This window comes from Finegoldia sp. P3-F-LR, from assembly GCF_052932165.1.
On record NZ_JBRFJE010000003.1, the window covers coordinates 72,607 to 85,255 of the forward strand.

Annotated in this window: 8 protein-coding genes; 3 read left to right on the forward strand and 5 right to left on the reverse strand. The window is 31.9% G+C overall.

What is annotated here, in order from left to right; translation table 11 throughout:
* Nucleotides 1-105 precede the first annotated feature (105 nt).
* A complete protein-coding gene (locus ACU68U_RS02255) occupies nt 106-3,006 on the forward strand; it encodes an insulinase family protein (RefSeq protein ID WP_446762639.1) in 2,901 nt (966 codons plus the stop codon).
* Between the two features lie 269 nt (nt 3,007-3,275).
* Here ACU68U_RS02255 and ACU68U_RS02260 read toward each other — a convergent pair whose 3' ends face one another.
* The 4 genes from ACU68U_RS02260 to ACU68U_RS02275 form a co-directional block, all read right to left on the reverse strand.
* Nucleotides 3,276-4,367: a type II secretion system F family protein gene (locus tag ACU68U_RS02260; RefSeq protein ID WP_446762640.1), complete on the reverse strand. Its 1,092-nt coding sequence runs from the start codon at nt 4,365-4,367 to the stop codon at nt 3,276-3,278.
* Nucleotides 4,357-5,517: a GspE/PulE family protein gene (locus ACU68U_RS02265; RefSeq protein WP_446762641.1), complete on the reverse strand. Its 1,161-nt coding sequence runs from the start codon at nt 5,515-5,517 to the stop codon at nt 4,357-4,359. The genes ACU68U_RS02260 and ACU68U_RS02265 overlap by 11 nt, the downstream gene beginning before the upstream one ends.
* Nucleotides 5,518-5,621: 104 nt before the next feature.
* Complete coding sequence (locus ACU68U_RS02270) at nt 5,622-7,370, reverse strand: ABC transporter ATP-binding protein (protein WP_446762642.1); 1,749 nt, start codon at nt 7,368-7,370, stop codon at nt 5,622-5,624.
* Nucleotides 7,371-7,488: 118 nt separating this feature from the next.
* Nucleotides 7,489-8,088, reverse strand: coding sequence for a hypothetical protein (locus ACU68U_RS02275; protein ID WP_446762643.1), 600 nt, complete (start codon nt 8,086-8,088; stop codon nt 7,489-7,491).
* Between the two features lie 384 nt (nt 8,089-8,472).
* Here ACU68U_RS02275 and ACU68U_RS02280 point away from each other — a divergent pair, with 384 nt between their 5' ends.
* Both ACU68U_RS02280 and ACU68U_RS02285 read left to right on the forward strand, forming a co-directional pair.
* Nucleotides 8,473-10,368, forward strand: a complete 1,896-nt coding sequence (locus tag ACU68U_RS02280; RefSeq protein ID WP_446762644.1) for an alpha/beta hydrolase family protein — start codon at nt 8,473-8,475, stop codon at nt 10,366-10,368.
* A 3-nt stretch (nt 10,369-10,371) separates the two neighbouring features.
* A complete protein-coding gene (locus tag ACU68U_RS02285) occupies nt 10,372-11,226 on the forward strand; it encodes a YihY/virulence factor BrkB family protein (RefSeq protein WP_446762645.1) in 855 nt (284 codons plus the stop codon).
* A gap of 270 nt (nt 11,227-11,496) precedes the next feature.
* On the opposite strand, the gene ACU68U_RS02290 is transcribed toward ACU68U_RS02285, so the two are convergent.
* Nucleotides 11,497-12,579 (reverse strand): CdaR family transcriptional regulator, encoded by a 1,083-nt coding sequence (locus tag ACU68U_RS02290; protein WP_446762646.1) that lies wholly within the window; start codon nt 12,577-12,579, stop codon nt 11,497-11,499.
* Nucleotides 12,580-12,649: the final 70 nt, after the last annotated feature.

Sequence of the window (12,649 nt, forward strand, 5' to 3'; positions counted from 1 at the left end):
ATAACAATTATTTATACCCAAATAAACGAAATTTTAATAAATTTATGATTTTGTTAAGTTTTCGCAATTTGATATAATATATTAAAAAGAAAAAAGGAGATTTTTATGCAAGATTATAAAAACTTTAAATTAATAGATACAAGAGAATTGTCAGACATCAATTCTACTGCATTTCTTTTCGAACACGAAAAAACCAAAGCGAAAGTTTTGAAGCTTTCTAACGATGACGAAAACAAAGTATTTTCAATTGCATTTAAGACAATTCCCCAAGATAGTACAGGTGTCGCTCACATAATGGAGCATTCAGTTCTTAATGGATCCAAAAAATACACAACTCGTGAACCATTTATGGACTTGGTAAAGTCTTCGCTACAAACATTTTTGAACGCGATAACTTATCCAGATAAAACTTGCTATCCTGTAGCAAGTCGTAACGCCAAGGATTTCAAAAATCTTGTGGACGTTTATTTGGATGCAGTTTTCAATCCAATTGTTTACGAAAAGAAAAATATTTTCTATCAAGAAGGATGGCATTACGAAATAAAAAATGTCGATGATGATATCAAATACAATGGTGTAGTATACAACGAAATGAAGGGTTCTTACAGTTCAATTTACACGATTATTTTCGATGAATTGTTCAAATATTTGTACCCAGACACAACTTATGCACATTCATCGGGCGGTAATCCTTACAACATTCCAGATTTAAATTACGAAAAATTCTTGGAATTCCACGACAAATACTACCACCCATCAAATTCGTTTATTTATTTTTACGGAAATGGAAATATCGAAGAAGAATTGGATCATTTGTCAGAATATTTAGATGAATATGATTACAAAAAAATCGACTCAGAAATTCCTTACCAAAAACCATTTGAGAAAGCTAAAAAAGTCCAAGTCGAATACAATATATCAAAAGACGAAAAGCCTGACGGAAAAGATGTATTGGTTTACGCGACAAATGTCGGACACATCACAAATGTAAAAGATGCATTTGTTTCAACTATTTTAAGTGATGTGTTGTTCTCCAACGAATCCGCAATAATCAAGGAAAAATTGTTGCAAGAAAACATCTGTGAATCTGTAGAGAGCGTATCATCTTACGGCCAAGAAATCACAATGGGTGTTATCGCTGAGAACTCAGATGTAAAAAACACCGAAAAATTTGAATCATTAATTAAACGAGAATTAGAAAACATCGTGAAAAACGGAATCGACAAGGATGAACTTACTTCTACTCTTAACAAATTAGAATATGATTTGAAAGAGGCTGGAAGTTTCCACACAAAAGGAGTTATCTATTTCTTAAAATCTGCTTTAAGTTTCATGTACTCAGATAGCTACTACGACCAATTACAATTCTCAGAAACACTCGCAGAATGCAGAAAATTAATCGACACAGATTACTACGAAAAATTCATCGAAGAAAAATTGTTGAACAACAATTTCAAATTAATTTTATCTTTGAAAGCAACACCAGGTCTTAATTTGAAAAAAGACAACGAAGTTAAGAAAAAATTAAAACAATACAAGGAAAGCTTGTCTGATGAAGAATTGAATGAATTAGTAGATTTGAACAAAAACTTGGAACAATTCCAATCAGAAGAAGACACAAAAGAACAAAAAGACACTATTCCAACATTGGAACTTTCCGATATTGACGCAAAACTTGAAGATGTAGAAAGAATCGAAAAGAAAATCGACAATTACACATTCTTAAATCCAAATCTGTTCACATCAAACATTCACTACGCATCATTTATGTTTGATTTGTCGAAATTCTCGCAAAAAGATTACTTCTATTTGTCACTTTTGTCTGATTATATCGGACTAAGCGATACTACAAATTACGACTACAAAAAATTATACACTCAAACATATCTTGCATCAGGTGGAATATTCACGGCAATTCATTTGAACAATACAAAAAACGGTCAAGATTTAAAATCCAAATTTATGTTCAGCTTCAAAACAATAGAAAAAACAGAAGACGAATGTATTAAAATATTGGAAGAATACTTGTTTAATGTAAAATTTGAAGACAAAAATAGATTCAAAAATATACTTCAAAACCTAAAACAAGAATATAAAACGAGAATTCTTGAAGCAGGAAACCAATTCGCATTGACAAGATCCATGGCATCATTCTCAGAAAAAAGCGTATTGGAGGATGAATGTTCAGGAATTAGCTACTACGAAAAATTGTGCGACGTGTTGAATGATTTCGATGAAAAAGCAGACATCACTTTGAATAAATTAAAAGATTACTACGAAAAAATCGTAAATTCAAACGATATGATTGTAAGCATAATCAACGAACAAGAATCCGCAAATAAATTCTTCGATAAATTGCAAAAATCATTGATTTCTAAAATGAACACAGAAGAAATCGACATCAAATCTTCTCCTACAAAATTCTTCAAATTAAAAGAAGCATACAAGACTTCTTCAAATGTTAATTACGTCGTAAAATCAGCCGATTTGAAAAAATACGGGTTTGAATACAATTCCAAAATAACTGTGTTGACAAATATATTGAACACTTCATTCTTGTACAACGAAGTCAGAGCAAAAGGCGGTGCTTACGGAGTTGGAATGAGCGTAAGCTTAAATGGAATATTATATGTGTATTCCTACAGAGATCCTAACATCAAAAACACAATCGACATCTATGATCAAATCGATAAATTTGTTGAAAACATGAGCTTTGATGAAAAAGAAATGAAACAATTCATCATTGGAACTGTGAACCAATTCAACCCACCAATGACTACATTCACAAAAGGAAGTCGTTCGATTAACATGTATTTGTCTGGAAGAACGATAGAAGATTATGAAAATTATCTTGAAAATATGCTACACACAACAGTAGATGACTTGAAGCAATTTGCTGGAATAATCAAAAAAGCAATGAAAGAAAATCACTTAGTAGTTGTAGGTAACGACACAAAAATAGATGAAGATGCAAATCTTTTCGACAAAATAATCAATGTAGAATAAAATATCCACTAACCAAAGAATTTGAGGGCTGTGTAGCCCTCTTTTTTTTGATGATAATATTCAATGCTTTTTTAAAAAAATATTCAACGCTCATGCTAAGAATATTATACGGAAAAAATTGACTTGATTTCAAATCGAAAAAATCCGGCTAAAATCGTACCGCGTAAGCGAAGCGTGCTTACGATTTTAGGATTTTAAGATTTAGAAATCAACAATTTTTGTAGTCTAGATATTCGTGCATGAGCTTTAGTATGTTACATCACAGTTTTTTAATTAAACGAATTTATAACGTCAAACATAGGAATAGTGATGGAAATTACTATAAATCCAACGATTATTGCCATGAAGATTATAAGCATTGGTTCTAATATGCTTATAAATGATTTGATTGCATATTCCACTTCCCCGTCGTAGAATTCTGACAGTTTTTCGAAAATATCTCCCAATTCCCCAGTATTTTCTGCAACTTTTAGCATGGAGTTGAACACTTGCGGAGTGATTTTTCTTTTATTAAATGCTTCTTCAAGTGTAAACTCTCCAGATTCTATTTCTCTGAAAATATCGGAAAGTTCTTGTTTATAGTATTTGTTTTTCATGGATTTTTGAATTATGATGAGTCCATCAAGAATTGTCATGGAGTTTTTGTGAGTTATGCTTAAACTTCTCGCAATTTCAGATGAGATTACGATTTGTCTTTGTTTTCCAAAAATAGGATTTGTAGTTTTGAATTTGTCCAGATAATATCCAAATTTTGTTCTTCGATAAGCTATAATACCTCCTGCTGTTATTAAAAGTAAAATAATGAGTAGTAATAATCCGTTCTCGTTTATTGCATTTGATAATGAAATTAAAATTCTTGTAGACAGTGGCAGCACCATGTCAGAGCTTTCAAACAAATCCACGAATGTTGGAATGACATTTTTAAGCATAAATATCAGCATTACAATTCCCGTGACTGTCAAAATTATCGGATAAATCATCGCGTTTTGAACTTTTTTGTTGATATCGTAAGTTCTCTCATAGTATTTGCTCAAATCGTAGACTACTTTGTCGAGCCTCCCGCTTTCTTCTCCGAGTTTCATCATTGATGTAAAAAACATATCGAAGTTTTTGTCATTTGAAAAACTTTCCGACACGCTCATTCCATTATTCAAATTCTCAGATACTTTGTCCAAACTCGGTTTAAGTTGTTTGAATTCTTTTTGTTCTTTAAGTAGATTAATGATTTCGATGATTGGAATCTTAGCGTTCAGAAGAATTGAAAACTGTCTCAAAAACAAAAACAGTTTTTTCTTCGATACTTTGAGATTTATTTCTTTTTTTAAGATGCTATCTTCTTTTAATAAACTGTCAATCTTCATTGTACAACCTCATAGCTTCGTCAAATGAAGTGTTGCCAAGGGCTACTTGTATCAAAGCTTTTTTGAACAAACTGTCTATTTTATTTTCTTCACCGTACTTTTTCAAAGATTTCAAGTTCATATCTTTCTTTATCAAACTTCTCAAATCATCGTCGATTTTTAGTATTTGCATGACAGCCATTCTTCCCTCGTAACCAGAACTACATTCATCGCAATTTCCTGGCTCGTAAATTTCTGTTGGATTTAATCCGTTCGATCTGAAAACTTCCATTTGTTCAGGAGATGGGGTGATCTTTTTCTTACAATGAGGGCACAATTTTCTCACTAATCTTTGCGCGATAACAACTTTAAGAGATGCTCTTATCATATAATCTTCAATCCCCATATCCATAAGTCTGATTATGGATTGATAGCAATCGTCTGTGTGAATTGTTGAATAAACTTTGTGGCCTGTGATAGATGCTCTAATCGCAAGCTTCGCAGTTTCCAAGTCTCTAATTTCTCCGACCATTATTACAGAAGGGTCTTGTCTAAGTACAAACTTCAACGTATTATCAAATCTCAAGCCAATTTTTTCGTTGATTTGAATTTGATTGATTCCAAAAATATTGTACTCAACTGGATTTTCAATCGTGATAATATTTTTATCGATTGTATTTTCTCGTTCTAGCATTGTGTAAAGCGTTGTTGTTTTCCCGCTTCCAGTTGGCCCACAAATCAGTACCATTCCGTTTTCAAATTTCGTAAATCCTTCTATCATTTGTTGTTCACTTTCAGAAATCCCAAGATTTTGCATACCGATTTTAAAAGATTCTGGATTCAAAATTCTAATAACGCATTTTTGCCCGTGAATTGTGTTGATAATGCTAATTCTAAGATCAATCTTCGAATTTTCGTAAGTATATGTAATCCTTCCATCTTGTGGAAGTCTTTTTTCTGCAATATCAAGCTCACTCATTATTTTAATTCTAGTAATTATTTTTGAATGCATACTCTTGTCCACAGTTTTGTATTCTACCAAACTCCCATTAATTCTGAATCTAATCCTGACATTTTCTTCAAATGGTTCAATGTGAATATCGCTTGCGTTTTTCTTAATCGCATCATCAATTATAGAATTTACAAATAAAATATTATCGTTGATTTCCATTGTTATCTCCTTGTATATATCTAATTTAATTATATCATTAAAATAATTAAATCAATCAACAAATAAAAAAACACCAACTGCATTGCAGTTGATATCTTTCGTATTTACACTAATAATCTGCCACCTTGTGTGTACAAATTATAATAATATCCTTTTTGTTCCATTAATTGTTGGTGCGTTCCACGTTCGATTATTCCTTCTTCGGTCAACACCAAAATCAAATCTGCGTTTTGAACAGTTGTAAGTCTGTGGGCGATTGTAAGTGAACTTCTTCCTTTTGCCAAGTTTTCCAATGATTCTTGCACGATAAATTCGCTCTTGTTGTCAAGTGCTGATGTAGCTTCGTCTAATATCAATATCGGTGGATTTTTCAAGAAAACTCTCGCAATTGAAATTCTTTGTTTTTGACCACCTGATAGCATTACTCCACGCTCTCCAACATAAGTGTCAAATCCATTTTCCAAGTTCATTATAAAATCGTACGCTCCTGCTGCTTTTGCTGCATCGATTACTTCTTGTTCTGTCGCATCTGGTTTTCCGTACAAAATATTTTCTCTGACAGTTCCACTGAACAAATACACATCTTGTTGAACCATTCCAATGTTTGAACGAAGTGATTGAAGTTTGATTTTTCGAACGTCAATTCCTTCCACCAAGATTTCTCCGTCTTCTACATCGTAAAATCTAGGAATCAAATTGCACAACGTCGTTTTTCCTCCACCAGAAGGCCCAACCAATGCAACTTTTTGTCCAGGATTTATTGTGAATGAAATATTGTTTAACACATTTTCATTATTGTTATTGTATTTAAAACTGACATCTTTTATTTCGATTTTACCTTTGACGTTTTCCAAATCCACAGCGTCTTCGTCGTCGAAAATCTCGATATCTTGATCCATTATTTCCGTAAATCTTTCGATACCAGTCATTCCACGTTGGAATTGTTCCGTAAATTCTACAATTCTTCTCACCGTTGTAAGTAGCGTTTGCACGTATAGGATAAATGCCACAATGTCCCCACTACTCATCTTCCCTTCTACTAGGAAAAGCCCACCGAATAAAACTACGATAATGTACATTATTCCATCAAACGCTTTTGTTATCGTGTTAAATCCAGCCATAGATGCGTACGTTTCTGATTTTATATCCAAGAATTTCTTGTTACCTTTTTGGAATTTTTCGATTTCGACATCTTCATTTGCGAATGATTTTACAACTTTAACTCCTAGCAAACTGTCCTCGATGTCTGCATTCAACACTCCGATATGACGTTTTTGTTCTTTGAATCCTTTTCTCATTCTTCTGTTGTATTTGGATGCAAACACAATCATAAGTGGAATTGATAAGAACAAAATTACCGTCAACAATGCATTCAATCTAACTAAAATTACAAATGAAACTATTATTTTGATAAGTCCAATAAAATATTCTTCTGGACAGTGATGCGAAAATTCAGTTATATCGAACAAATCCGATGTGATTCTAGCCATAATTTGTCCGACTTTTGTTTCGTTAAAATACGAATCAGAAAGTTTTTGCAAATGTTGGAACACATCGTATCTCATGTCCGTTTCAATCTTTGCTCCCATTATATGACCAGTTTTTGTCATGTAGTATCCTGCTAACAAATCAATTATTTTGATGACCAAAAGCAAAGCCGCCATTCTGTAAATCATTTCTCTTGTCAAAGAATATGTTCCAAGCCCTGCGTTTGTTAGTCTTCTCAAAATCATCGGCAACACCATATCTGTCAGTGTAGTAAGAGCAGCACAGAACAAATCAAACATCAAAATGAATTTGTATTTTTTAAAATAAGGCATAACCCTTTTTATCAGATTGAGATTTCTTTTCATACTTGTATCCTTTCTTTTAAAATTAACCAATACAACAATTATAGCACATTAAATTATTTTACATAATACAAAAACCGCCAAATTCAAAATCAATCTGATTTCAAACTCGGCGGCCAATTTATTGTGTGGATAATTTCTTCATTAATATTGTAATCGCGAAAAATCCTACCAATATTAAAATGTAAATAATAATATTCAGCGTGAACAAGTTTTGCTTCACAGGTCCTGAAAAAATCGAAAAATATGAAAACAAAACAATTCCAATCGCTGATATAGCAATCAAAATGTATCTGAATTTACTGTCATGAAATCTCTTTTCTTTTCTGGAAATTATAATCGGAGTTGCAATTACAGCTGCAAACATCGTCAAATAAAGTATAACTGCAGACACTGAAATTTGTTTAAATTCCAATCCTAAAAAATTTCTAACTAGATTGGTAAAAAGTCCAACAGAAGTTATCAACAAAAAGTAATACACAAATTCTATTAATTTATTCGCTATACTCACATTAGAAAAATCTTCAATGTAGTTGTTGACCTTTCGAAGTTCCGATTTGTACAATTCTTCTGTAGGAAATGCGCCCTTTTTTTGTAACTGCATCAAATCAATATCCAAAAGTTTCTCACATTCACTTAACGTCTTAAAATACAGGTTTCTAGTCTTCAAATTTATCATAATTCTTTGTTTTATATCTGAAAAATCTTCGTCCAATTTCATTCGTTTTCACCTCTCATATATAATACCATAAAAAAACTATAAATTATTCAGTTGATATTCAAAAATTATTCACAATATTTTATCCCAAATTGTTGGTAAGTTTTTGTGGATAAATGTGGATAATGTGGATAACTTTGTGGATATCTTGAAATAAGCCAAATTTTCTCCACAAATTATCGTCAATTTTTGTGGAAAAAATTTGTATAACTTATTTGAAATGCATTTTCACTACATTTATTTAACACTCGTTTAATAAATATAATCGAACTTTCAAAATACTTACATTAAAATTCAATTCATTTTCAATGTATTACTTTTCCTAAAGTATATCGTAGCAGTGGATTATGTTATAATTATCTTAATATATAAATGAAGGAGAGTTATATGAAATATTTCGATTACGATTCATTTAAAGACTTTACATTTATTTCAAAGTTAAAAGCTTTAAAAAACTCAGACGATATTTTCTGTGTTACAACCACAGCTAATATAGAAGAAAACAAATACGATTCTAACATACACAAAGTAGGAGACAATAAAAACTTCACAAGTTCCAACAAGGACTCTTCATTTTTTGAATTGAATGATGGAGATTTATTAATTATGAGAAATTCAGAAAAAGAAGAAAATTCTGACACATCATCTTTTTACAGACTTCCTGTCGATGGTGGAGAGGCTGTAAAAGAATTTGACATAGATTTGAAAAGTGTGGAGATTCTTTTTGAATTGGAAGATTCTTTTATTGTAAAATACGAATTCGACAGACATCACGAAATGAATAAAATCACAGAAGAAGAAAAAAACGAAGATGTCGAAATACTCACAGAACTTCCCTATTTTGAAAATGCAGTTGGATTTACCGACAAAAAAAGAACTAGACTTGCAAGATATTTCCCAAGCATTGACAAAACAGATATACTGACAGACGAATTTTCGAATATCTCATCAGTCAATCTCAATGATGACAAATCAAAACTTATTTTCGTGAGAAATTCCTACGAAAACGTAATGAAAATCAAAGATGAATTAGTTGAATACGATTTGAAATCTGGAAAAGAGTCTGTGATTTTACAAGGTTTTATGATAATGTCTGCGAAATATTTCAATGACGATATTGTGATTCTCGCCACAGATGGAAAAGAACACGGACTAAACCAAGACTGTGAAATCTACAAAATTGTAGATAACAAAGCTATAAAACTAAACGAAGAACACTACTGCTTGTACAATTCCATAGGCTGCGATTTGAAATATTCTTCTGGTAGTCAAATCGAAAAAACTGACGACTTCATGTATTTTGTAATTTTGGAAGGATATGGCAGTGCGATTTTGAGAATGGATAAGAATTACAAATTCGATAAGATTTTCTCCACAAATAATTCTATCAATATGATTTCTGTAAAAAACGATGATGTTTACTATGTCTTGATAACTGAAAATCACGGACAAGAAGTTTACAAATTAAATGGAGAACAACTAACTCATTTGAATAATGACAAATATCATATAAGCAAAAAAGACAAGTTTACTTTTGAAAATGATGGTAATTCATTCACAGGCTGGGTAATTTATCCAAAAGACTACGATAAAAATAAAAAATATCCAGGCGTTTTGTCTGTTCACGGAGGACCTAAAACTGTTTTCGGAGAAGTTTTGTTTCACGAAATGGAATTACTGTCTTCTAAAGGATATTTTGTTTTCTATACAAATCCACGTGGAAGTGACGGATATGGAAATGAATTTATGGATATAAGAGGAAAATACGGAGATGTAGATTATTCAGATTTGATGAAATTCACAGATATTGTTATGGACAAATACCCTATCGACAAACTTGGCTACACCGGAGGATCTTACGGAGGATTCATGGCAAATTGGATGATGACTCACACTAACAGATTCGATTGTTTTGTAAGTCAACGTTCGATTTCAAATTGGATTTCTTTCAGTTTGATTTCAGATATTGGATATTATTTTGGAACAGATCAAAACCACACTGAAACAGTGTTAGATGATTATGATAAATTGTGGGATAAATCTCCGCTAAAATACGCAAAGAATGCACACACTCCAACTCTTTTTATTCATTCCACAAATGATTACAGATGTCCGGTGTCTGAAGGAATGCAAATGTTTCAAGCTTTGAAACTTAACAACACACAAACAAGGTTTGTGATGTTTTACGGAGAAAACCACGAACTTTCACGTTCTGGAAAACCTAAAAACAGAATCAGAAGATTAAAAGAAATCTGCGATTGGTTCGATGAATATTTGAGGTAGATGATGAAAAAACAGAAAAAAGAAAAAAAGAATTTGTTCTTCAAAAAATTACTGCAATCAATAAAAGAAGACCAAATCCCATTATTAAGCGCACAGACAACCTATCATTTTATAATGAGCTTGGTGCCATTTCTAATAGTTTTATTAAATATTGTGTTGATGGTTGCTGCTAGTAAACTTGATTTGATTTTCAAATGGATGGAAGTAATTCCCTCTGAAACGAGAAATATACTAATGACATTAATCAACACGATTATAAGTAACAGATCCTCATCTGTACTTTCCATCTCTTTGTTGGTGGCGTTGTGGTCTAGTTCTAAAGCTTTGAAATCTTTAATCAAAGCTATGAACAAAGCATTTGATGTGAGAAGCGAAAACGGATTTTTGAAAACACAACTTAAAAGCATTCTGTTCACAGTAGTACTCCTTTTATTGTTGATGGTGACATTGGTATTTATCGCATTTGGTGGTTTGATTTTAAATCTAATTGAACAATATATGAAAATACGAATACCATACTTCGCACAATTATTCAGATATTTAATCCCTATCGTATCCATGATTTTTGGATTCACATTGCTATACAAATTCGCACCTGATTTTGATTCAACGAGAAGTATCAAATGGAAATCCGCAATGCTAGGAGGAACTATCGCAACCATCGGATGGCTTTTAATTACAGTGTTGTATTCGTTCTACGTATCCAACATTTCGAATATGTCCTTGACCTACGGTCCATTGGTAGGCGTGTTCGCACTTTTTGTGTGGATTAATTTATCTTCGCAAATAATCTTGATTTCAGCAGAAATAACCGCAAACTACGACCAAGTTAAAAGAGGCGTTATATATTCAACTTAGAATAAATTACTCGTAAAGTAGAAAACCATCATGCTAAGATGAAAAAAATACGTAGCAAAACTCTCATGCACGAACATCTAGACTACAAAAATTGTTAATTTCTTAATCTCAAAATCCTAAAATCGCAAGCACGCTAACGCTTACGCGGTGCGATTTTGGACGGATTTGTTCGATTTGAAATTATATCAATTTTTTCCGTATGATGTTCTTAACATGAGAGTTTTCTACTTTTACTACTTTTTTGACTTTTACTACTCTTTCAACTTTTTTCTAATTCAATATAAAAGCCAAATACAACCTGATAAAATCTTCTACATTTCTAGGGTCAAGTCCTGTGATATCTCTAAGTTTATTCAGTCTGTACTGAACGGTATTTTTGTGTACAAACAAATCCTCCGCGCATTTTGTTATGCTTTGATTATTTGTCGCATAAATTTTTATCAAATCTTTGTAAATATTGTAATCTTCGTCGGAAATATCTTTCAATACGACTTGCTTGAATTTTTTGATTCTGTCTTTTTTGATACTTCCAAGCAAAATTCCCAAATCCAATGTGGAATAATCCACAACGCAGTCTTTTCTTTGCAAATTATCCAACCAATCCAACGCAACCATGCAATTGTCATAGTTTTTCTTAAATTGGCTAATCATTTTGAATGACCCGCTGATGCCAAAATACACCCTACTGTCTATTGCATCGTGAATTTGGTTTCTAATTTTCTCCAGTTTTTTCTTTATGATAATCTTATCTACGTTGTTTGAAAGAATTACAATTTCTCCGTAAAAAACGCTATATACGAAATTATTGGACAAATTATTCTCCAAGACTTTGTAAATTTTATCGGAGTCTTTCAACAAAAATCTATTTTCGGAATTTTTCCCGACTATAACGTATTTTTCGTCTTCACTTTCCAAATATCTGTACAATCCGTAATCGTCCAACTCATTTATCAAGCTCTCAAACAAATACTTGTTCATGTCCTTTTTCTTGAGTTTGTTCTTCTCAACGAGTTGTTCTTTGACGAGTATTTCGGTCATTTTTTTGATGATGTTTCCATATTTCATAACTTCATCTTTGTTTCCAGTGATGCCGATAACGGCGATGATTTCTCCGTCGATTGTAACTGGGATATTAATTCCCTTCTTTGCTCCAACGTATTCTTTTTCATTATCAACAAAAATTGTTTTGTTTTGCTTTACACATTCCTTAGCAGCTTCGTGATAAGTGCCAATTCTATTTGAATTTGTGGAATAAATAATATATCCTTCTTGGTCAAAAAAGTTCAAATCGTAATCAATAACATCTTTTAATTTTTCGACTATCATTTTTGCGGTGTGATCAGAAATTCTCATTTGTTCTCCATAATAATAAATTTATTTGTTCATTTAACATTATTATTACATAAAACATACATTTGTGCAA

Excerpts from the sequence above, each read along its gene's own strand:
- ACU68U_RS02270 (WP_446762642.1), bottom strand. The coding sequence starts at position 7,370 with ATGAAAAGAAATCTCAATCTGATAAAAAGGGTTATGCCTTATTTTAAA.
- ACU68U_RS02285 (WP_446762645.1), top strand. The coding sequence starts at position 10,372 with ATGAAAAAACAGAAAAAAGAAAAAAAGAATTTGTTCTTCAAAAAATTA.
- ACU68U_RS02255 (WP_446762639.1), top strand. The coding sequence starts at position 106 with ATGCAAGATTATAAAAACTTTAAATTAATAGATACAAGAGAATTGTCA.
- ACU68U_RS02265 (WP_446762641.1), bottom strand. The coding sequence starts at position 5,517 with ATGGAAATCAACGATAATATTTTATTTGTAAATTCTATAATTGATGAT.
- ACU68U_RS02290 (WP_446762646.1), bottom strand. The coding sequence starts at position 12,579 with ATGAGAATTTCTGATCACACCGCAAAAATGATAGTCGAAAAATTAAAA.
- ACU68U_RS02280 (WP_446762644.1), top strand. The coding sequence starts at position 8,473 with ATGAAATATTTCGATTACGATTCATTTAAAGACTTTACATTTATTTCA.
- ACU68U_RS02275 (WP_446762643.1), bottom strand. The coding sequence starts at position 8,088 with ATGAAATTGGACGAAGATTTTTCAGATATAAAACAAAGAATTATGATA.
- ACU68U_RS02260 (WP_446762640.1), bottom strand. The coding sequence starts at position 4,367 with ATGAAGATTGACAGTTTATTAAAAGAAGATAGCATCTTAAAAAAAGAA.